Here is a 19,902-nt window from a genome sequence, read left to right as displayed (position 1 = left end):
ACCGGCTGTGCATCTTCGGGTGCAGACGCGGTTCGCAGGAACGACCTAAGTTACTGTTCTTTGCAGCATTCTTGGGACTTTATGGCCTTCGCGGGGAACTGCGTGGGCCAATCGTTTTTGCGGATTTGCGTTCCTTGGGGCTCTGCCCGAGGCTTCGGTCTTTGAAATGGTTCACAGGGACGCGGTTCCGACCGCTTGGGAATAACAACCGATATGGATCAAAGCATCCGCATCAGGCTCAAGGCCTTCGACCATCGCGTCCTCGATTTTTCGACGCGCGAAATTGTCAACACCGCCAAGCGCACCGGGGCGACCGTTCGTGGTCCGATCCCGCTGCCGACCCTGATCGAAAAGTTCACCGTGAACCGCTCGCCGCACGTCGATAAGAAGTCGCGTGAGCAGTTTGAAATCCGCACGCACAAGCGCGTGCTCGACATCATCGACCCCACCCCGCAAACCGTGGACGCGCTCATGAAGCTCGACCTGTCGGCCGGTGTGGACGTCGAGATCAAGATTTAAGAAAGAAAGAGGCGGGATCCGACATGCGTACGGGCGTGATCGCCAAGAAACTGGGTATGACGCGCGTCTTCGCTGAAGACGGCGCGCACATCCCGGTCACGGTTCTGCAGCTGGATGGCTGTCAGGTCGTGGGTCAGCGCACTCAAGAGCGGGACGGCTACGTCGCCCTGCAACTGGGCGCCGGGACCAAGAAGGCAAAAAACACCAACAAGGCTCAGCGCGAAGTTTTCGCCAAGGCCGAGGTCGAACCTAAGCACTATGTGACCGAGTTCCGCGTTGACGCGGATGCTCTGCTGGACGTGGGCGCCGAGCTGTCGGCCGATCACTTCCTGGCGGGCCAGAAGGTCGACATCCAGGGCGAGACCATCGGTAAGGGCTTCGCCGGCGCCATGAAGCGCTGGAACTTCGGCGGTCTGCGCGCCACGCACGGCGTCTCGCTGTCGCACCGTTCGCACGGTTCGACCGGCCAGCGTCAGGACCCGGGCAAGACCTTCAAGGGCAAGAAGATGGCCGGCCACTACGGCCAGGAAGTCGTCACCCAGCAGAACCTGACCGTCGTCCGCGTGGACGCCGAGCGCGGCCTGATCCTGATCAAGGGCGCTGTCCCGGGTCACGACGGCAGCTACGTCAAGGTTCGCGACGCCGTTAAGAAGGCTCGTCCGGCTGAAGCCCCGTTCCCGGGCGCTGTGAAGTCGGCTGCTGCTCCGGCCGCCGCTGCTCCGGCAGTGGAAGCCAATGAAGGCGGTGAAGCGTAATGAAACTCTCGGTCATCAAACTCGACGGCAAGGCTGCTGGCGACGTTGAGCTGTCGGAAGCCGTCTTCGGCATCTCCGACATCCGCGGCGACCTGCTGGCCCGTTACGTCAACTGGCAGCTGGCCAAGCGCCGCGCCGGCACGCACAAGGTTCAAACCCGCAACGAGAACTCTCGTACGGGCAAGAAGATGTACAAGCAAAAGGGCACCGGCGGCGCTCGTCACGGTTCGCGCCGTGCTCCGCAGTTCGTCGGCGGTTCGCGCGCCTTCGGTCCGGTCGTTCGCGACCACGGCTATTCGCTGCCGAAGAAGGTCCGCGCCCTGGCTCTGCGTCACGCCCTGTCGTCCAAGGCCAAGGCCGGCGATCTGATCGTGGTCGACAGCGTTTCGGTCAAGGAAGCCAAGACGGCCTCGCTGCGCGAGACCTTCGGCAAGCTCGGCTGGACCAAGGCCCTGATCATCGCGGGTCCGGAAGTCGACACGAACTTCGGCCTGGCCGCTCGCAACATCCCGCACATCGACGTGCTGCCGAACGCCGGCCTGAACGTCTATGACATCCTGCGGGCCGACAAACTGGTGCTGACCAAGGCCGCCGTCGAGGCGATCGAGGCGCGCTTCGCTGAGAAGGAAGCCGCATAATGGCCGCCGCTCAACCCACCGCCAAGCACTACGACACCATCCTGGCTCCGGTGATCACCGAGAAGGCCACGATCCTGTCGGAACAGAACAAGGTCGTCTTCCGCGTCGCCGGAACCGCGACCAAGGACGAGATCGCTGCTGCGGTCGAAAGCCTGTTCAAAGTCAACGTCCTCAAGGTCAACACCCTGGTTCAAAAGGGCAAGACCAAGCGCTTCCGGGGCATCCTGGGCCGTCGCGTGGACATCAAGAAAGCGATCGTGACGCTGGCCGAAGGTCAGTCGATCGACGTCACGACGGGGCTCTAAGAAGATGGCTCTGAAGCATTACAATCCGACGTCGCCGGGCCGCCGCGCCCTGGTGCTGGTCGACCGGTCCGAGCTCCACAAGGGCCGTCCCGAGAAGTCGCTGACCGAAGGCTTGACCAAGTCGGGCGGCCGTGGCCAGGGCGGTCGCATCGCTGTCCGCTTCCGCGGCGGCGGCGCCAAGACCCTGTACCGCAAGATCGACTTCAAGCGTCGCAAGTGGGACGTGGTCGGCACGGTCGAGCGTCTGGAATACGACCCGAACCGCACCGCCTTCATCGCCCTGGTGACCTACCCGGACGGCGAAAAGACCTACATCATCGCTCCGCAACGCCTGAAGGCCGGCGACGTCATCGTCGCTGGTGAGAAGGTCGACGTGAAGCCGGGCAACGCCATGCCGCTGCGCTCGATGCCCGTGGGTACGATCATCCACAACATCGAGATGAAGCCGGGCAAGGGCGCTCAGCTGGCCCGTTCGGCCGGCGCCTACGCCCAGCTGGTCGGTCGCGATCAGGGCTACGCCCAGATCCGTCTCGGCTCGGGCGAGCTGCGTATGGTTCTGGACTCGTGCATGGCCACTGTCGGCGCCGTGTCGAACCCGGACCACATGAACCAGAACCTCGGCAAGGCCGGTCGCGTTCGTCACATGGGCTTCCGTCCGCACGTTCGCGGCGTCGCCATGAACCCGATCGACCACCCGCATGGTGGTGGTGAAGGCCGGACCTCTGGTGGTCGTACCCCGGTTACGCCGTGGGGCAAGGACACCAAGGGCACCCGCACCCGCAAGAACAAGGCTACGGATAAGTTCATCATCCGTACTCGCCACGTGAAGAAGGCTCGCTAAGAATGGCCCGCTCCTCCTGGAAAGGCCCGTTTGTCGACGGGTATCTGCTCAAGAAGGCCGACGCCGTTCAAACGTCGGGCCGCAAGGACGTGATCAAGACCTGGTCGCGCCGCTCCACCATACTGCCCCAGTTCGTCGGTCTGACGTTCGGCGTCCACAACGGCCAGAAGCACGTGCCGGTGATGGTCAACGAAGACATGGTCGGCATGAAGTTTGGCGAGTTCGCCCCGACCCGGAACTTCCCGGGTCACGCGGCGGACAAGAAGGCCAAAAGGAAGTAACTGATGGCCAAGTCCAACAACCCCCGCCGCGTCGGCGCCACCGAGGCTCGCGCCAAGCTGGTCAACGTTCGCATCAGCCCGCAAAAGCTGAACCTGGTCGCCGCTTCGATCCGCGGTCTGCCGGTCCAGAAGGCGCTGAACGAGCTGGAATTCAGCCGCAAGCGCATCGCCACCGACGTCCGCAAGGTTCTGTATTCGGCCGTTTCGAACGCTGAAAACAACCATAACCTCGACATCGACAACCTGGTCGTCGCCGAGGCCTTCGTGGGCAAGAACCTGGTGATGAAGCGTTTCGCGAGCCGCGCTCGTGGTCGCTCGTCGCGCATCCTGAAACCGTTCAGCGAGATCACGATCGTGGTCCGTGAAGCCGGCGAGGCCGCCTGATGGGACAGAAAATCAATCCGGTCGGTCTGCGCCTCGGCGTCAACCGCACGTGGGACAGCCGCTGGTTCGCCGGCGGCGCCGACTACGCCCGCCTGCTGCACCAGGACCTGAAGCTGCGTACGTGGCTCAAGGAACGCCTGGTCGCCGCCGGCGTGTCGCGCATCATCATCGAGCGCCCGCACAAGAAGTGCCGCGTGACGATCTACGCCGCTCGTCCGGGCGTCGTGATCGGCAAGAAGGGCGCTGACATCGAGAAGCTCCGCAAGGACATCTCGGCTCGCACCGAAGGCGAAGTTCACCTGAACATCGTCGAAGTCCGCAAGCCGGAAACCGATGCGCAGCTGATCGCTGAAAACATCGCTCAGCAGCTGGAGCGCCGGATCGCCTTCCGTCGCGCCATGAAGCGTTCGATGCAGTCGGCCATGCGCCTCGGCGCCAAGGGCGTCCGCATCAACGTTTCGGGCCGTCTGGGCGGCGCCGAAATCGCTCGTATGGAATGGTACCGCGAAGGTCGCGTGCCGCTTCACACCCTGCGCGCCGACATCGACTATGGCTTCTACGAAGCCAAGACGACCTACGGCATCATCGGCGTGAAGGTCTGGGTCTTTAAGGGTGAAGTGCTCGAGCACGACCCGATGGCTCAGGACAAGCGTTGGGCCCAGGAAGCCTCGGGTCCGTCGTCCAACGAAGGCCGTGGCGGCCCCCGCGGTGATCGCGGTCCGCGCCGTGGTCGTGAGGGCTGATAGGCCATGTTGCAACCGAAAAAGACCAAGTACCGCAAGGCCTTCAAGGGCCGCATCCATGGCTCGGCCAAGGGTGGTTTCTCGCTGAACTTCGGCTCCTACGGCCTGAAGACGGTGGAACCCGAGCGCATCACCGCGCGCCAGATCGAGGCGGCTCGCCGCGCGATCACGCGTCAGATGAAGCGTCAGGGCCGCGTCTGGATCCGCGTCTTCCCGGATCTGCCCGTCACGGGCAAGCCGGCTGAAGTCCGGATGGGTAAGGGCAAGGGCGCCGTGGACCACTGGGCCGCGCGCTGCCACCCGGGCCGTATCCTGTTCGAAATCGACGGCGTGCCGGACGATGTGGCTCGCGAAGCGCTGCGCCTCGGCGCCGCCAAGCTGCCGGTCCGCACCAAGGTGGTCACCCGCCTGGACGCCGGCATCGTTATGGAGCAAGCCGCGTAATGACCAAGATCGCTGATCTGCGGGCTCAAACCCCCGACCAACTGGCCGACGAGCTGCTGAAGCTCAAGAAGGAACAGTTCAACCTGCGCTTCCAGGCCGCCACCGGCCAGATGGAAAAGACCCACCGGGTCTCGGAAGTGCGTAAGGACATCGCCCGTATTTCCACGCTTCTGCGTGCGAACCGCGCGGCGGGTTAAGGAAACACCTATGCCCAAACGTATTCTTGAAGGCGTGGTCGTGTCCGACAAGGGCGACAAGACGGTCGTCGTGAAGGTCGAGCGCACTCTGCTGCACCCGGTCCTGAAGAAGATCGTCCGCCTGTCCAAAAAGTACCACGCTCACGATGAGGGCAACGCCCTCAAAGTCGGCGACGTCGCGCGCATCGTCGAGTGCGCCCCCAAGTCTAAGCTGAAGCGTTGGGAAGTCGTTTCCCCCGCCTCGGCTTCCTAAAGAAAAGGATCGGATCCCATGATCCAGATGCAAACTAACCTGGAGGTCGCCGATAACTCGGGCGCCCGCCGGGTCATGTGCATCAAGGTGTTGGGCGGCTCCAAGCGCCGCTACGCCTCGGTGGGCGACACTATTGTCGCCTCGGTGAAGGAAGCTATCCCGCGCGGCCGCGTGAAGAAGGGCGACGTCGTTCGCGCCATCGTCGTTCGCACCGCCAAGGACATCCAGCGCAAGGACGGCTCGGTCATTCGTTTTGACAAGTCGGCCGCCGTCATCGTCAACAAGCAGAACGAGCCTGTCGGCACGCGGATCTTCGGCCCGGTTCCCCGCGAACTGCGCGCCAAGAACCACATGAAGATCATCTCGCTGGCTCCGGAGGTCCTGTAATATGGCCGCCAAGATCAAGAAGGGCGACACGGTCGTCGTCCTGACCGGCAAGGACAAGGGACGCACCGGCCAGGTGCTGAAGGTCCTGCCGACCGAAAACCGCGTCGTCGTGCAAGGCGTCAACATGGTTCAGCGCCACACGCGCCCGACCCAGGCTGACCCGCAAGGCGGCATCAAGCACAAGGAAGCCTCGCTTCACCTGTCGAACGTCGCGATCGCCGACGCCAACGGCAAGGCGACCCGCGTCGGCTTCAAGGTCGAGGGCGACGCCAAGGTTCGCTTCGCCAAGACCACGGGAGACGTCATCTAATGGCTGACACCAAGTACACGCCGCGTCTCAAGACCGAATATCAGGAGCGCATCCGCGCCGCCCTGAAGGAAAAATTCGGTTACACGAACGAGATGCAGATCCCCAAGCTGGACAAGATCGTCCTGAACATGGGTGTCGGTGAAGCTGTCGCAGACTCCAAGAAGGTCAATGCGGCCCTCAAGGACCTGACGGCCATCGCCGGTCAGAAGGCTGTGCCGACGAAGGCTCGTAACTCCATCGCCGGCTTCAAGCTGCGCGAAGGCATGGTCATCGGCGGCAAGGTCACGCTGCGCGGCGCCCAGATGTACGAGTTCCTGGACCGCTTCATCACGATCGCGCTGCCGCGCGTGAAGGATTTCCGTGGTCTGAAGGGCACCTCGTTCGACGGTCGCGGCAACTACGCCACGGGTCTGAAGGAACACATCGTGTTCCCTGAGATCAACTACGACCAGATCGATCAGATGTGGGGCATGGACATCGTCGTCTGCACCACGGCCAAGACCGATGAGGAAGCCAAGGCTCTCCTCACCGAGTTCAAGTTCCCGTTCATCAAGAACTGAGCGGGAAGGGAAGAGAACAATGGCTAAGAAAAGCGCCGTAAACCGTAACGAAGCCGTCAAGGCTCTGGTTGCGAAGTATGCCGCAAAGCGCGCCGCCCTGAAGGCGACCGCCAACGATGAAAGCCTGCCGCTGGAAGAGCGTTTCGACGCTCGTCTGAAGCTGGCAGCCCTGCCGCGCAACTCCGCGCCGGGCCGCATTCGCAACCGTTGCGAAGTGACGGGTCGCCCGCGGGCTTACTACCGTAAGCTCAAGATGAGCCGTATCGCCCTGCGCGAACTCGGCAACCTGGGGCAGATCCCCGGCCTGACGAAGTCGAGCTGGTAAGGGGAGCGAACAGATATGATGATCAACGATCCCCTGAGCGACATGATCGCTCGCATCAAGAACGCGGCGACCCGCAAGCGTTCCAAGGTGCTGACCCCGGCCTCCCGTCTGCGCCAGCGCGTCCTCGACGTGCTGCAGGACGAAGGCTACATCCGCGGCTATTCGCTGGTTCAGAACCCCGGCGAGTTCCCGCAGTTCGAGATCGAGCTGAAGTACTTCGACGGCCAGCCGGTGATCGCTGAGATCGCCCGCGTGTCGAAGCCCGGCCGCCGCGTTTACTCGGCCATCAACGAGCTGAAGCCGGTCAAGAACGGCCTCGGCATCTCGATCCTTTCGACTTCGAAGGGCGTCATGTCCGACGCCGCCGCCCGCGACGCTAACGTCGGCGGCGAAGTCCTCTGCAGGGTCTACTGATATGTCCCGTATTGGCAAGAAAACCATTGCTGTGCCGAAGGGCGTGACTGTCACGCTCAACGGCCAGACCGTCTCGGTCAAGGGTCCCAAGGGCGAACGCTCCTGGACCGTGGCCGAAGAGATCGAAGTCAAGCAGGAAGGCGACGAACTGTCGCTGACCCCGCGTTCGGACACGCCTCGCGCTCGCGCGATGTGGGGTCTGTCGCGCACCCTGGTCGACAACATGGTCACCGGCGTGACCTCGGGCTTCGAAAAGACCCTGGAACTGGTCGGCGTGGGTTACCGCGCTGCGCTGAAGGGCCAGGCTCTGTCGCTGCAGCTCGGCTTCTCGCATGAAGTCGACATCGCGCCGCCGGCCGGCATCACCTTCGTCGTGCCGAAGCAGACCGAGATCAAGATCTCGGGCAACGACAAGCAGGCCGTCGGTGAAATCGCCGCCGTCATTCGCAAGCTGCGTCCGCCGGAACCCTACAAGGGCAAGGGCGTGCGCTATCAGGGCGAGACCGTCCGGCGCAAGGAAGGCAAGAAGAAGTAAGTCATGGCTCTTTCTCTGCAACAACAAGCCAAGCGCCGCGCCGAACGCAACCGTCGTCGCCTCAAGGCTGTCGCCAACGGTCGTCTGCGTCTGTCGGTCTTCCGTTCGGACAAGAACATCTCGGCTCAGATCATCGACGACGCCCAAGGCGTCACGGTGGCCGCCGCCTCGTCGCTCGAAGGCGGCAAGGGTTCCAAGGGTTCGGACGTCGCCGCCGCAGCTGCTATCGGCAAGCTGATCGCCGAGCGCGCCAAGGAGAAGGGCGTCACCGACGTCGTCTTCGACCGCGGTGGCTACATCTATCACGGCCGCGTCAAGGCGCTGGCGGAGGCCGCGCGTGAAGCCGGCCTGAACTTCTAAGGGATCGAGAAGCATGGCTCGTGAACCCCAACGCGGACAAGGTGGTCAGAACCGCGACCGCCGCGACCGCAACGCTCCTGTTGTCGACGGTCCGGATTCGGACATCGTCGAAAAGCTGGTGCACATCAACCGCGTCGCCGCCACCGTCAAAGGCGGCCGTCGTTTCTCGTTCGCAGCCCTGATGGTCGTCGGCGACGGCAAGGGCCGCGTCGGCTTCGGTCACGGCAAGGCGCGCGAAGTGCCGGAAGCCATCCGTAAGGCGACCGAAGAAGCCAAGAAGACGATGATCCGCGTTCCGCTGCGCGAGAACCGCACTCTGCACCACGACGGCAACGGCCGTTGGGGCGCCGGCAAGATCATGATGCGCGCTGCCCCTCCCGGCACGGGCGTCATCGCCGGCGGTCCGATGCGTGCGGTCCTCGAAACCCTCGGCGTCCAGGACGTCGTGGGCAAGTCGACCGGCTCGTCGAACCCCTACAACATGATCCGCGCGACCTTCGAAGCTCTGAAGGTTCAATCGTCGCCGCGTCAGGTTGCTGCAAAGCGTGGCAAGAAGGTCGCCGACCTGATGGGCCGCCGCAACGACGGCGCTTCGGCGCCTGAAGCAGTCGAGGGCTGATAGACATGGCCAAGAACGAAAAAGCCACCGTCACGGTTCGCCAGACGGCCAGCCCGATCCGCCGCAAGTCGGATCAGCGCGCCACCCTGTCGGGCCTGGGTCTGAACCGCATCGGCCGCGAGTCGACGCTGGAAGACACCCCTTCGGTCCGTGGGATGATCGCCAAGGTCGCCCATATGGTCGAAGTGGTCGAGAAATAAGACGATGCGCCCTCTCCCGATCCCGGGGGAGGGCGTTTCTCTTTGAAGAAGCATCTTGCGATGCAGCGACGGGCCGCCTAGAAGCGGCCCTTCAATTTTTCCAACGCCGAGTCAGAGTCGCCTTTGCGGTCTGGCGCTAGAACCCGAAAGGATCAGGCATATGAAACTGAACGAAATCCGCGACAACGAAGGCGCACACAAGAAGCGCATGCGCGTCGGCCGCGGCCCGGGTTCGGGCAAGGGCAAGACCGCCGGTCGCGGCGTCAAGGGTCAGAAGTCGCGTACCGGCGTCGCCATCGGCGGCTTCGAAGGCGGCCAAATGCCGCTGTACATGCGTATGCCGAAGCGCGGCTTCAACAACCCGAACGCGCTGAAGCTGGCTGAAGTGAACCTGTGGCGCGTGCAAGAAGCCATCGACGCCGGCAAGCTGGACGCCAAGGCTGAAATCAACGGCGCCGCCCTGGTGGCCGCCGGCGTGATCCGTCGCGTCAAGGACGGCGTCCGCGTTTTGGGCGAAGGCGAACTGAAGGCCAAGCTGAACCTGGTCGTCTGGTCGGCCTCGTCGGGCGCGATCAAGGCCATCGAAGCCGCCGGCGGCAAGGTCGAGCAAAAGCGCATCGCCGCTGAAGCCAAGGCCGCTGCCCGCGTCGAGAAGCGCAACGCCGCCAAGGGCAAGGCTCCGGCCGCCAAGGCGCCGCTGGGCGACGCCAACAAGGTCTCGGCCCGCGCCAAGCGCGCCGCCGCCAAGGCCTAAAATCGATATCGTCATCCCGTGCCAGCGCCGCTGATGCGGCGTTCGCCGGGATCATCCGCACCGGGATGACGATTTTCCGAAAGCGGCTCTCGCAAGGGAGCCGCTTTCCGCCTATCTGACGACGGGCATAGTCGTGGGGACCGCCTGATGGCTTCGGCCGCTGAACAACTCGCTGCCAATATGAACATGGGCTCGTTCGCGAAAGCGACCGAGCTGCACAAACGCCTGCTGTTCACGCTGGGCGCGCTGCTGGTCTATCGGATCGGCACCTATGTTCCGATTCCCGGCATCAATTCCGAGGCCTTCCTGGCCTTCTTCCAGAACCCGGACGGCCAGCGCGGCATCCTGGACATGTTCAACATGTTCTCGGGCGGCGCGGTCGAGCGTATGGCTGTCTTCGCGTTGAACGTGATGCCGTACATCTCGGCCTCGATCATCGTGCAGCTGATGGGTGCGGTTTACCCGCCCTGGGAGAAGCTGAAGAAGGAAGGCGGCGAAAGCGGTCGCAAGCAGCTGAACCAGTACACCCGTTATCTGACGGTCTTCCTGGCTCTGGCCCAGTCCTTCGGCATCGCGGCGGGTCTGAACGCCCAGGCCGGCCTGATCGACCAGCCCGGCCTCTTCTTCATCATCTCGACGGTCACCACCCTGACCGGCGGCACCATGTTCCTGATGTGGCTGGGCGAGCAGGTGACGGCGCGCGGCGTCGGCAACGGCATCTCGCTGATCATCTTCGCCGGCATCGTGGCGGTTCTGCCGTCCACCGTCGCCCGCCTGCTGGGCCTGGCCCAACAGGGTCAGATGTCGGCCTTCGTGCTGCTGTTCATCGCCATCCTGGCTGTGGCCACCATCGTCTTCATCGTCTTCATGGAGCGCGCCCAGCGCCGCCTTCTGATCCAGTATCCGAAGCGCCAGGAAGGCAACCGCATGACGGGCGGCGAGCGCTCGTTCCTGCCGCTGAAGGTCAACACCGCCGGCGTCATCCCGGCCATCTTCGCCTCGTCGCTGCTGATGCTGCCGACGACGGTCGCCACCTTCACCGCCCAGGCCAATCTGCCCGAGTGGATGAGCTGGCTGCCGCTGGTGACGGCGCAGCTGACGCACGGCCAGCCGCTGTTCATGATCCTGTATGCGGTCCTGATCGTCTTCTTCTGCTTCTTCTACACCTCGATCACCTTCAACCCCGAGGACACGGCCGAGAACCTGCGCAAGTACGGCGGCTTCCTGCCGGGGATCCGTCCGGGCAAGCGCACGGCCGAGTACCTGGACTATGTGCTGACGCGCCTGACGGTGATCGGCGCCGCCTACATCACCGCGGTCTGCCTGCTGCCTGAGTTCCTGGTCAGCAGTCTGGGTAACAGCCTCTACTTCGGAGGAACGTCTATCTTGATCGTCGTCTCGGTCACGATGGACACTGTCGCCCAGATCCAGTCCCAACTGCTGGCGCACCAGTACGAGGGCCTGATCAAGAAGGCCAAGCTGCGTGGTCGCGGCGGCCGGGGCGGTTCCGCCCCCGCCCGCCGCTGATCGTCGGGTAGGGGAGCCCGCAAGATGAATCTGATCCTGTTCGGGCCGCCCGCGGCCGGCAAGGGCACGCAAGCCAAGCGTCTGGTTGAGGAGCGAGGCATGATCCAGCTCTCGACCGGCGACATGCTTCGCGCGGCGATTGCGTCCGGCTCGGAACTGGGCCTCAAGGTCAAGGACGTGCTGGCGCGCGGCGACCTCGTCACCGACGAGATCGTCATCGCCTTGATCGAGGACCGCCTGCCGGAGGCCGAGGCCGCCGGCGGCGCCATCTTCGACGGCTTCCCGCGCAACGTGGCCCAGGCCGAGGCCCTGGACGCCATGCTGGCCAAGCGGGGCGCTCAGATCGACCGCGTTGTTCGCCTGAAGGTCGACGACGAAGCCCTGACCGCCCGCATCGGCAAGCGTTTCGCCGAGCAAGGCCGTCCGGACGACAATCCGGAGACTTTCAAGGACCGCCTGGCCGTCTACAACGCCCAGACCGCGCCGCTGCTTCCCTATTACGAAGCCCAGGGCAAGCTGACCGAGATTGACGGCATGGGCGATATCGCCACGGTCGCCGCCGCCATCGACGGCGCCTTGGTCTAGGGCGCCCTGATCGGAAGCGATGTTCGGGCGTTAGGCGTTCGGGCATTCGCTTCAAAGGGGCGCAGATGAGCAGCAGACCGTCGTCTCGAAACGTCAGGCTCGCGAAGGCGAGCGTGACGGTGGGTGTCGGTTTTCTGCATCTGGTCCTGTTCGGCCTGCTCGGGCGCCTTCAGCCCGACATATCCCCCACGCCTTTGTCACGGCCGGTCGAGGTAGAGCTCGTCCGGCCGTCGCCAATTCCGCCCCGACCGCTTCCGCCGCCCAAGCCTGCGCGCGCCGAAGGCGGCGGGGCCCCGGCGGCGGCGTCCAGGACCCATTCGCCGCTGCGCAAAGCCGAGCGCCCGCCGGAGTTGACTGCGCCGCACCGGCCCGCGCCTCAGCCGCCGCTGGTGATCGGCGTCGCGCCTGAAGCCAGCCCGACGCCTGGGCAGGGATTGGGCGGCGAGGGGGGCGGGTCCGGCGTCGGTGTCGGCTCCGGGGCGGGGCCAGGGTCAGGAGGCTCCCGTTTCAGGTTGTTGCGCGGTCCGACCCAGGCCGATCTGCGGGCGGTTCATCCGCCAGCGGCCTTTCGACGACGCATGGGGGGGCGTGTATCCCTGTCCTGCCGTATCCGGTTGGACACCCGTCTGGAGGGGTGCCGAGTCATGGAGGAGGCCCCGCCGGGCATGGGCTTTGGTCAGGCGGCCTTGGCGGTATCGGCCCATTTTCGCTTTCAGCCGCCGGTTCGCGACGGTGCGCCTGTGGACAATCAGGAGGTTCCTGTCGTGGTCATCTGGCCCTGACGGTCGGCTAGGGGTTGAACGTCGTGCATCCTGGCGCATGATGGCCGCATCTCGTTGTTATTTCGAAAGCGGCGGAGAGGCCCGATGACGATTGCCATGAATTGGGGGGCTGGCGACCAGAGGCGTCTGGGCGTGGTTGCTCTGGTGAGTGTTGCGCATCTGGCCCTGATCATCGCTTTCGCCATGAATCGGCTTGAGGCGGCTGAACAGCCGCTGGCGCTACCCGTGTTTGATGTTCTCATGATGCGACGTCCCCTCACGGCGTCGATGGCGACGGGCCTAGAGGCGGGCGGAGAGGGCAGGGCGACGCCGTCGCGAATTCACGTCCAACCGGACCCCGATGTTGAACGGGCCGAGTTGGCGGCGCCGCAGGCCTTGGCGCCGCTGCCGGCGCTTGAGATCGGTCAGGCTGTCGCGCCTTCCATCGACGCGGGCATGGGCCTGGGCGATAGCGGGGAAGGTCGCGGTCTGGGGGAAGGCGACGGGAATGGCTCAGGGCTGGGGCGCGGCGCGGGACCAGTCTTGATCAGCGGCCCGCAGGGCGCCGTCATGACGACGGACGTCGCCGCCAGTTCTCTGGCTGCGCTTCCCGGCGCCTATGCGATCATGCAGTGCTATATCCGAGCGGGTCGCGACCGGCTCGAGGACTGTCGCGTCAGGGAGGAACACCCCGTCGGCCGGGGCGTGGGGCAGGCCGCCTTGCGCAAGGCGGCCGAGTTTCGCTATCAGCCGCCCAGTCGGTTGGGCCGATTTGGCGGTCGGCATCGGCAGATGATCGCAGTGGCCTTTCCCCCGGCTGCGGTGGAAGCCGAGGCCGCTGGCGAGCGCGCCCGTTGACGCCATGAGAATCCCCTGTATAAGGGCCGCTTCCGCGAAGGGCGCACACGTTCCAGGTCTGTTGACCGGAGCGGTTTCCGCGTCTGTTTAAGCGTATCTGGAGATTCTCGTGGCCCGTATCGCTGGCGTCAACATTCCGACCAACAAGCGCGTCGAAATCGCGCTTCAGTACATCCATGGCATCGGCGCGCACGCCGCCAAGGAAATCACCGCGAAGGTCGGCATTGAGCCTGCTCGCCGCGTCAACTCGCTGACTGATGCTGAAATCCTGCAGATCCGTGAAACGATCGACAAGGATCACACCGTCGAGGGCGACCTGCGCCGCGAAACCTCGATGAACATCAAGCGCCTGATGGACCTGGCCTGCTACCGCGGCCTGCGTCACCGCAAGGGCCTGCCGGTCCGCGGTCAGCGCACGCACACCAACGCCCGCACCCGCAAGGGCCCGGCCAAGCCGATCGCCGGCAAGAAGAAGTAAGAGAAAGAGCTGACCGATGGCTAAGGAACCGGGTCGCATTAAGCGCCGCGAACGCAAGAACATCACGTCGGGCGTGGCTCACGTGAACGCCTCTTTCAACAACACCATGATCACGATCACGGACGCCCAAGGGAACGCGATTTCCTGGTCGTCGGCCGGTCACATGGGCTTCAAGGGTTCGCGCAAGTCGACCCCGTACGCCGCCCAGATGGCTGCTGAAGACGCCGGCAAGAAGGCTCAAGAGCACGGCGTGAAGACGCTGGAAGTCAACGTCTCGGGTCCGGGTTCCGGCCGTGAGTCGGCGCTCCGCGCTCTGCAGGCCGTCGGTCTGACGATCACGACCATCCGCGACGTCACCCCGATGCCGCACAACGGTTGCCGTCCGCCCAAGCGTCGCCGCGTCTAATCGCGACAGCGCTCCAGGCACCCCCAATCTCCGTCGGCTCCACCATGGCCTCGTCGACAAGGCCGGAGCCGACGAAACCCGTTCGAGGGACTCTATGATCGAAAGAAACTGGCAAGAGCTGATCCGTCCCGAGAAGCCGCAAGTGGAAGGCGGTTCCGACCCGCTGCGCAAGGCGCGTCTGGTCGCTGAGCCCCTCGAGCGCGGTTTCGGTGTGACGCTCGGCAACGCGCTTCGTCGCGTTCTTCTGTCCTCGCTGCAAGGCGCGGCGGTCACGGCTATCCAGATCGACGGCGTTGTTCACGAGTTCTCGTCGCTGGAAGGCGTGCGGGAAGACGTGGTCGACATCGTCCTGAACATCAAGCAACTGGCGCTGCGCATGCACGCCGAAGGCCCCAAGCGCATGACCCTGCGCGCCACGGGCCCCGGCGTCGTCACGGCGGGCCAGATAGAAGTTCCGGCTGACATCGAGGTTCTGAACCCCGATCACGTCATCTGCACGCTGGACGACGGCGCTTCGATCCGCATGGAACTGACGGTCCAGAACGGCAAGGGCTATGTCGCCGCCGAACTGAACCGCCCGGAAGATGCGCCGATCGGCCTGATCGCCGTCGACGCCCTGTACTCGCCGGTCAAGCGCGTCGCCTATCGCGTCGAGCCGACCCGTCAGGGGCAGTCGATGGATTACGACAAGCTGATCCTGGAAGTTGAAACCAACGGCGCCGTCTCGCCGGTTGACGCGGTGGCTTACGCCGCCCGCATCCTGCAAGACCAGCTGCAGATCTTCATCACCTTCGACGAGCCGACCAAGGCGGTTGAGGCGACGGACGGCAAGCCCGACCTGCCCTTCAACCCGGCCCTGCTCAAGAAGGTCGACGAACTGGAGCTGTCGGTCCGCTCGGCGAACTGCCTGAAGAACGACAACATCGTCTACATCGGCGACCTGATCCAGAAGACCGAGGGCGAAATGCTTCGCACCCCGAACTTCGGCCGCAAGTCGCTGAACGAGATCAAGGAAGTTCTCGCGACGATGGGCCTGTCGCTCGGCATGGACGTGCCGAACTGGCCGCCCGAAAACATCGAAGATCTGGCCAAAAAGTTCGACGACCAGATCTGATCATCAACCCTCCGCCCAGCGCCTGTCGGCGCGGATGGGGCGGTTAGAATGAAAAGGCCCCAGGTCCCGCCCCTATGATTAGGCCGGAAACCAGGGTTGAGTAGGAGAGACCCCGATGCGCCACGGCGCCGCTTACCGCAAGCTCGGCCGTACGGTCAGCCACCGCCAAGCCATGTTCGCCAACATGGCCGCCTCGCTGATCAAGCACGAGCAAATCACGACCACCCTGCCGAAGGCGAAGGAACTGCGTCCCTTCGTTGAGAAGCTGGTCACGCTCGCCAAGAAGGGCGACCTGCACGCTCGTCGTCAGGCCATCAGCGCCGTCCGCGACGTGCCGCAAGTCGGCAAGCTGTTTGAAACGATCGGCCCGCGCTACGCCGAACGTTCGGGCGGTTACATCCGCATCATGAAGGCCGGCTTCCGTCACGGCGACAACGCCGCGATGGCTGTGATCGAGTTCGTCGATCGCGACGTCGAAGCCAAGGGCAAGGACTCCGGTCCTGTCTTCGCCATCGAGGGCGACGAAGCCTGATCGGCTTCTTCAACCTGAAGACATGAAGAGGCGGCTGGAGCGATCCGGCCGCCTTTTTCATTGTCCGCCGCGATGCGGGGGGCGATAGAGCGAGCATGAGCAAGCTCGAAGACCCCATCGTCGCCTACACGCCCGACCATCGCGCCGTTTGGAGGGCGCTCAATGCGGATTGGCTGGCTGAGGGCGGCTTCGCCCTGGAGGCAAAGGATCATCTGACGCTGGACGATCCCGAGGGACAGATCCTGGCCAAGGGCGGTCACATCTTCTTCGCCGAGCGGGGCGGGGTTTCGGTCGGCTGCTGCGGCCTGATCGCCATGGCGGACGGCGGCTATGAGGTGACCAAGATGACGGTGCGGCCTGAGGCGCGCGGCGGCGGGCTGGCTCTGCGGCTGCTGGAGGCTTGCGAGGCGGCGGCGCGGGATGCGGGCGCGCACCGCCTCTATCTGGAGACCAGCTCGACGCTGGGCCCGGCGCTGGGGCTCTATGCCCGGTTCGGCTTCGTGAATCTGCCGCCTCAGCCGACGCCCTATGCGCGCGCCGACGTCTGGATGGAGAAGCGGCTGATCTCTCAGGCGAAGATCTGAGTTTGGACGCGAGGGCGTCCAAACCGATTTCGCACTAACCGCTACTCCTTCGACAGGTCCTGACGGCCGAACCAGGCGATGGCGGCCCCAAGGGGGACGAGGCTCCATAGAGCCAGGCTGAGGATGGCCTTGATGGCGACGCCGTCGGGCAGGGTGGTGGCTGCCATGCCGCCCTTGATCAGCGTCTTGAGCGTCTCGAACGCGGCGCCGGGGAGCAACAGGTGCGTCAGCCAGTCGCCCGGCTCCAGCCCCAGCAGGGGCGCGAACGGCCCGCCGAGGAAGAACTGGCCGATGCCAAGCACTAGCGGGATGAACAGGGCCGCCAGCAGCGATCGGGTGACGGTGGCGGCCAGCAGGCTGATCATCAGGAACTGCACCACCCGCACGAAGGACAGCAGGAAGAGCAGCCCGAACTGGCCAGCCTCGATCGCGCCGAAGGTGAAGGTCAGGGGGCGGGCGAAGATCGCGGCCTTGATCACTTCGGACAGGGCGCCGCTCAGCAGGAAGGTCAGCATGGCCGCTAGCGTCAGCATTTTCAGCACCCCGACCTTGCCCAACAGCAGGTTCGGTCGGCTGTTACGGGCGCTGATCAGACGCCAGGTCTCCCAGCGATAGTCGCCTGCATAGAGGGTGGCGGCGCCGATCAGCAGGAACGCGAGGATGGCCGGGTTGGCCAGGTCGCCGGCATTGCTGGCGAGAGCCTGTCCCAGGTCCAGAGGGCCGCCGAGCGACAGTTCCGGGGGCAGTTGGCCGCCGTTGATCTGGGCCGCCTTCGACTTGAGCAGGAAGAAGCCGAGGGCCGATACGAGCAGGCCGACGACTGGCACGAAGAAGACGCTCCAGAAGATCGCGGTGCGGTTGCGAAGCAGGCGCCAGGATTCGGAGCGGATGGCGTCAGCCAGCATGGAGGGCCTCGCGGATTTGCGCCTCGGTGCGCGCGGGGCCGGTTTCGGCCATGAAGACGCTTTCCAGATCGGCGCCGACCCAGCGGGCCTCGTCGATGTCCACGCCCTGTTCGATCAGGGCGCGCAGCAGGGCGGGACCCTCGGCGCGCGGAATGGCGGCCAGAACGGCGTCGCCGTCCAGCGACCCCTTGTCGCCCAGGACGCCCATGATCTTGGCCAGGGGCGTGGCCGACAGGCGCAGGCGCTCGCCGGCAGCGGTCAGTTCGCTGACCTTGCCCTCGGCGGCCAGCGTCCCGCGATTGAAGATGGCGACCCGGTCGCAGACGCGTTGGACTTCGAGCAACTGGTGGCTGGCCAGGATGATGGTCACGCCGTCGTCGTCGGCCAGGCTGCGGATCAGGGCGCGCATCTCCTGGATGCCGGGCGGGTCCATGCCGCTGGTCGGCTCATCCAGGATGACGAGGTCGGGCTTGGTCATCAGGGCGGCGGCGACGCCGAGGCGCTGCAACATGCCGACCGAGAAGCCGCGCACGCGGCGGTTGGCGGCCTCGGTCAAGCCGACGCGGTCCAGCCAGGCCTCGATGGCGGCGTCCTTGCCCATTCCATGCGCCAGCGCCAGCCATTCCAGCACCTGACGCGCGGTCATGTAGGGCGGGAAGCGGGGCGTCTCGATCATGGAGCCGATGCGGCGCATGACGGCGGGATCGCCCGCGTGCTGGCCCAAGACCCGGACCTCGCCTGCCGTCGGCCGGATCAGGCCCAGCAGGATGCGGAACAGGGTGGACTTGCCGGCGCCGTTCGGCCCCAGCACGCCGTAAACCCCGCCGCGCGGGATAGAGAGGCTCAGCCCGTCCAGGGCGCGCACTGCGCCATAGGTCTTGGTCAGGCCGATCGTTTCGATAACAGCGGTCATGCTGCAGAGCTTGGCCCGGTGGGGATAAACCGGCAAGCCGTCTTCTGCCTGTCGCAGATTAAGCTTAGGCAATCTCCCCGAAGTCGCTTCGGAGTTCCCCATGTTTTCTCGCGTCGCAGGCCTGTGTCTGGCCCTGCTTCTGACCGCCTGCGCCACCACGCCGGGTCAGACCCCCGAGCCGCAGCCGGTCGAGCCGCCGCTGGTCATGCTGATCTCCATCGACGGGTTCCGCGCCGACTATCTGGATCGCGGCGTCACGCCCAACCTGTCGCGTCTGGCGGGCGAGGGGGCGACGGGGTCGATGCGGCCGTCCTTCCCCAGCGTGACCTTTCCCAATCACTATACGCTGGTGACGGGTCTGCACCCGGACCACCACGGCATCGTCGGCAACAACATGATCGACGCCGAACTGGGCCGGTTCTCGCTGGGCAACAAGCAGGCCGTGACCGACCGCCGCTGGTGGGATCAGGGCGAGCCGATCTGGGTCTCGGCCGAAAAGGCGGGGGTGAAGACCGCCACCATGTTCTGGCCGGGCTCCGAGGCCGATATTCGCGGCGTGCGCCCGACCTACTGGACGACCTTTGATCAAGGGATGCCGGGCGATGCGCGCGTGGACCGCGTGCTGCAATGGATGGACCTGCCTGCGGATCAACGACCGCAGCTGACCACCCTCTATTTCGACATCGTCGACACCCAGGGCCACCACAACGGTCCCGACGCGCCCGAAACCGCCGAGGCGATCCGCTCGGTCGACGCCTCCATCGGCCGTCTGGTCGAGGGGCTGAAGGCGCGGGGCCTCTATGAGCGCACCGTGCTGGTGGTCGTGTCCGATCACGGCATGGCGGCCACATCGCCCGAGCGGGTGACGTGGATCGACGACCTGATCGACCCGGCGGCGATCCAGATCATCTATTCCGGCGCGGTGACCTTCCTGAACCCGGTCCCCGGTCGCGAGGCCGAGGTCGAGGCGGCGCTGCTGGGTTCGCGCCCGCATCTGGATTGCTGGAAGAAGAGCGAGATTCCGGCGCGGTTCGTGCTGGGCTCCAATCCGCGTGTTTCGGCCATCGTCTGCGCCTCCGAGCCGGGCTGGACCTTCACGACCAAGACGCGGCCGGTGACCAAGCCGGGCGGGGCGCACGGCTATGACAACTTCTCGCCGGACATGGCCGCCATCTTCATCGCCCACGGGCTGGGCGTGGTTCCGGGCCGACGGTTGACCGATCTGGACAGCGTGGACGTTCAGCCCTTCCTGGCGCGCCTGCTGGGCGTCGACGCGCCGCGCGGCGACGGGCGTCCGGAGGATACTTTGGCGGTGACCACGCACTAACCCGCTTCGTCATCCCGGACGAAGCCTCTCGCAGAGAGGCGCAGATCCGGGACCGCCCAAGACGCAGAGGTCGGCGCCTCCTGCGGTC

At 65.0% G+C, this 19,902-nt stretch carries 33 protein-coding genes; 31 read left to right on the top strand and 2 right to left on the bottom strand.

Features of this window, described 5'->3' with window-relative positions:
* Nucleotides 1-213: 213 nt before the first annotated feature.
* The 30 genes from rpsJ to ACI2KI_RS05165 all read left to right on the top strand — a co-directional run bounded on the left by rpsJ (nt 214) and on the right by ACI2KI_RS05165 (nt 16,669).
* The gene (gene rpsJ / locus ACI2KI_RS05310) at nt 214-519 is read left to right on the top strand and encodes a 30S ribosomal protein S10 (protein WP_105563630.1); all 306 of its coding nucleotides are present in this window, start codon (nt 214-216) and stop codon (nt 517-519) included.
* A 23-nt stretch (nt 520-542) separates the two neighbouring features.
* The gene (gene rplC, locus ACI2KI_RS05305; RefSeq protein WP_292083344.1) at nt 543-1,274 is read left to right on the top strand and encodes a 50S ribosomal protein L3; all 732 of its coding nucleotides are present in this window, start codon (nt 543-545) and stop codon (nt 1,272-1,274) included.
* Complete coding sequence (gene rplD / locus ACI2KI_RS05300; RefSeq protein WP_292083343.1) at nt 1,274-1,912, top strand: 50S ribosomal protein L4; 639 nt, start codon at nt 1,274-1,276, stop codon at nt 1,910-1,912. The genes rplC and rplD overlap by 1 nt, the downstream gene beginning before the upstream one ends.
* On the top strand, nt 1,912-2,217 hold the full coding sequence (locus tag ACI2KI_RS05295) for a 50S ribosomal protein L23 (protein WP_003164370.1): 306 nt from the start codon (nt 1,912-1,914) through the stop codon (nt 2,215-2,217). The genes rplD and ACI2KI_RS05295 overlap by 1 nt, the downstream gene beginning before the upstream one ends.
* A gap of 4 nt (nt 2,218-2,221) precedes the next feature.
* Nucleotides 2,222-3,058, top strand: a complete 837-nt coding sequence (rplB, locus tag ACI2KI_RS05290; RefSeq protein WP_312065393.1) for a 50S ribosomal protein L2 — start codon at nt 2,222-2,224, stop codon at nt 3,056-3,058.
* Between the two features lie 2 nt (nt 3,059-3,060).
* On the top strand, nt 3,061-3,339 hold the full coding sequence (gene rpsS / locus ACI2KI_RS05285; protein ID WP_184272436.1) for a 30S ribosomal protein S19: 279 nt from the start codon (nt 3,061-3,063) through the stop codon (nt 3,337-3,339).
* 3 nt (nt 3,340-3,342) lie between these two features.
* Nucleotides 3,343-3,723 (top strand): 50S ribosomal protein L22, encoded by a 381-nt coding sequence (gene rplV / locus ACI2KI_RS05280; RefSeq protein ID WP_105563636.1) that lies wholly within the window; start codon nt 3,343-3,345, stop codon nt 3,721-3,723.
* On the top strand, nt 3,723-4,466 hold the full coding sequence (gene rpsC, locus ACI2KI_RS05275; RefSeq protein ID WP_292083342.1) for a 30S ribosomal protein S3: 744 nt from the start codon (nt 3,723-3,725) through the stop codon (nt 4,464-4,466). The genes rplV and rpsC overlap by 1 nt, the downstream gene beginning before the upstream one ends.
* Before the next feature lie 6 nt (nt 4,467-4,472).
* Nucleotides 4,473-4,910, top strand: a complete 438-nt coding sequence (gene rplP / locus ACI2KI_RS05270) for a 50S ribosomal protein L16 (RefSeq protein ID WP_292083341.1) — start codon at nt 4,473-4,475, stop codon at nt 4,908-4,910.
* Complete coding sequence (gene rpmC / locus ACI2KI_RS05265; protein ID WP_207826400.1) at nt 4,910-5,107, top strand: 50S ribosomal protein L29; 198 nt, start codon at nt 4,910-4,912, stop codon at nt 5,105-5,107. The genes rplP and rpmC overlap by 1 nt, the downstream gene beginning before the upstream one ends.
* Before the next feature lie 10 nt (nt 5,108-5,117).
* On the top strand, nt 5,118-5,360 hold the full coding sequence (gene rpsQ / locus ACI2KI_RS05260) for a 30S ribosomal protein S17 (RefSeq protein ID WP_105563640.1): 243 nt from the start codon (nt 5,118-5,120) through the stop codon (nt 5,358-5,360).
* Between the two features lie 18 nt (nt 5,361-5,378).
* Nucleotides 5,379-5,747: a 50S ribosomal protein L14 gene (gene rplN, locus ACI2KI_RS05255; RefSeq protein ID WP_021698481.1), complete on the top strand. Its 369-nt coding sequence runs from the start codon at nt 5,379-5,381 to the stop codon at nt 5,745-5,747.
* 1 nt (nt 5,748) lies between these two features.
* The gene (gene rplX / locus ACI2KI_RS05250; RefSeq protein WP_292083340.1) at nt 5,749-6,057 is read left to right on the top strand and encodes a 50S ribosomal protein L24; all 309 of its coding nucleotides are present in this window, start codon (nt 5,749-5,751) and stop codon (nt 6,055-6,057) included.
* Nucleotides 6,057-6,617 (top strand): 50S ribosomal protein L5, encoded by a 561-nt coding sequence (gene rplE, locus ACI2KI_RS05245; protein ID WP_292083339.1) that lies wholly within the window; start codon nt 6,057-6,059, stop codon nt 6,615-6,617. The genes rplX and rplE overlap by 1 nt, the downstream gene beginning before the upstream one ends.
* A gap of 19 nt (nt 6,618-6,636) precedes the next feature.
* Nucleotides 6,637-6,942, top strand: coding sequence for a 30S ribosomal protein S14 (gene rpsN / locus ACI2KI_RS05240; RefSeq protein WP_292083338.1), 306 nt, complete (start codon nt 6,637-6,639; stop codon nt 6,940-6,942).
* A 15-nt stretch (nt 6,943-6,957) separates the two neighbouring features.
* Complete coding sequence (gene rpsH, locus ACI2KI_RS05235) at nt 6,958-7,356, top strand: 30S ribosomal protein S8 (RefSeq protein WP_292083337.1); 399 nt, start codon at nt 6,958-6,960, stop codon at nt 7,354-7,356.
* 1 nt (nt 7,357) lies between these two features.
* Entirely contained in the window at nt 7,358-7,891 is a 534-nt protein-coding gene (rplF, locus tag ACI2KI_RS05230; protein ID WP_292083336.1) for a 50S ribosomal protein L6, read from the top strand.
* A gap of 3 nt (nt 7,892-7,894) precedes the next feature.
* A complete protein-coding gene (gene rplR / locus ACI2KI_RS05225; RefSeq protein WP_105563646.1) occupies nt 7,895-8,251 on the top strand; it encodes a 50S ribosomal protein L18 in 357 nt (118 codons plus the stop codon).
* A gap of 13 nt (nt 8,252-8,264) precedes the next feature.
* Nucleotides 8,265-8,870, top strand: coding sequence for a 30S ribosomal protein S5 (gene rpsE, locus ACI2KI_RS05220; RefSeq protein WP_292036860.1), 606 nt, complete (start codon nt 8,265-8,267; stop codon nt 8,868-8,870).
* Nucleotides 8,871-8,875: 5 nt separating this feature from the next.
* A complete protein-coding gene (gene rpmD, locus ACI2KI_RS05215; RefSeq protein WP_105563648.1) occupies nt 8,876-9,070 on the top strand; it encodes a 50S ribosomal protein L30 in 195 nt (64 codons plus the stop codon).
* 160 nt (nt 9,071-9,230) lie between these two features.
* On the top strand, nt 9,231-9,824 hold the full coding sequence (gene rplO / locus ACI2KI_RS05210; RefSeq protein ID WP_404618330.1) for a 50S ribosomal protein L15: 594 nt from the start codon (nt 9,231-9,233) through the stop codon (nt 9,822-9,824).
* A gap of 147 nt (nt 9,825-9,971) precedes the next feature.
* A complete protein-coding gene (gene secY, locus ACI2KI_RS05205) occupies nt 9,972-11,351 on the top strand; it encodes a preprotein translocase subunit SecY (protein WP_292083335.1) in 1,380 nt (459 codons plus the stop codon).
* Between the two features lie 24 nt (nt 11,352-11,375).
* A complete protein-coding gene (locus ACI2KI_RS05200; protein WP_292083334.1) occupies nt 11,376-11,936 on the top strand; it encodes an adenylate kinase in 561 nt (186 codons plus the stop codon).
* A gap of 65 nt (nt 11,937-12,001) precedes the next feature.
* A complete protein-coding gene (locus tag ACI2KI_RS05195) occupies nt 12,002-12,718 on the top strand; it encodes a TonB family protein (protein WP_404618328.1) in 717 nt (238 codons plus the stop codon).
* Nucleotides 12,719-12,802: 84 nt separating this feature from the next.
* Entirely contained in the window at nt 12,803-13,555 is a 753-nt protein-coding gene (locus tag ACI2KI_RS05190) for a hypothetical protein (protein ID WP_404618326.1), read from the top strand.
* Nucleotides 13,556-13,664: 109 nt separating this feature from the next.
* On the top strand, nt 13,665-14,033 hold the full coding sequence (gene rpsM / locus ACI2KI_RS05185; RefSeq protein ID WP_105563653.1) for a 30S ribosomal protein S13: 369 nt from the start codon (nt 13,665-13,667) through the stop codon (nt 14,031-14,033).
* A gap of 16 nt (nt 14,034-14,049) precedes the next feature.
* On the top strand, nt 14,050-14,439 hold the full coding sequence (gene rpsK, locus ACI2KI_RS05180; protein ID WP_292083332.1) for a 30S ribosomal protein S11: 390 nt from the start codon (nt 14,050-14,052) through the stop codon (nt 14,437-14,439).
* Between the two features lie 94 nt (nt 14,440-14,533).
* On the top strand, nt 14,534-15,553 hold the full coding sequence (locus tag ACI2KI_RS05175; RefSeq protein WP_207826445.1) for a DNA-directed RNA polymerase subunit alpha: 1,020 nt from the start codon (nt 14,534-14,536) through the stop codon (nt 15,551-15,553).
* A 115-nt stretch (nt 15,554-15,668) separates the two neighbouring features.
* Entirely contained in the window at nt 15,669-16,085 is a 417-nt protein-coding gene (gene rplQ / locus ACI2KI_RS05170) for a 50S ribosomal protein L17 (RefSeq protein ID WP_105563656.1), read from the top strand.
* Between the two features lie 95 nt (nt 16,086-16,180).
* A complete protein-coding gene (locus ACI2KI_RS05165) occupies nt 16,181-16,669 on the top strand; it encodes a GNAT family N-acetyltransferase (protein WP_404618324.1) in 489 nt (162 codons plus the stop codon).
* Nucleotides 16,670-16,710: 41 nt separating this feature from the next.
* Here the strand turns inward: ACI2KI_RS05165 and ACI2KI_RS05160 are convergent, their stop codons facing one another.
* Both ACI2KI_RS05160 and ACI2KI_RS05155 read right to left on the bottom strand, forming a co-directional pair.
* A complete protein-coding gene (locus ACI2KI_RS05160) occupies nt 16,711-17,574 on the bottom strand; it encodes an ABC transporter permease subunit (RefSeq protein WP_404618322.1) in 864 nt (287 codons plus the stop codon).
* A complete protein-coding gene (locus ACI2KI_RS05155) occupies nt 17,564-18,487 on the bottom strand; it encodes an ABC transporter ATP-binding protein (RefSeq protein ID WP_404618320.1) in 924 nt (307 codons plus the stop codon). The genes ACI2KI_RS05160 and ACI2KI_RS05155 overlap by 11 nt, the downstream gene beginning before the upstream one ends.
* Before the next feature lie 100 nt (nt 18,488-18,587).
* Here ACI2KI_RS05155 and ACI2KI_RS05150 point away from each other — a divergent pair, with 100 nt between their 5' ends.
* Complete coding sequence (locus ACI2KI_RS05150) at nt 18,588-19,814, top strand: ectonucleotide pyrophosphatase/phosphodiesterase (RefSeq protein WP_404618318.1); 1,227 nt, start codon at nt 18,588-18,590, stop codon at nt 19,812-19,814.
* The last annotated feature ends 88 nt before the right edge of the window (nt 19,815-19,902 follow it).

The organism is Brevundimonas sp. NPDC046655 (genome assembly GCF_044901625.1).
GTDB lineage: Bacteria > Pseudomonadota > Alphaproteobacteria > Caulobacterales > Caulobacteraceae > Brevundimonas.
Note: the sequence above shows the minus strand (reverse complement) of the source record. Positions and strands in the feature narration are given on the sequence as shown.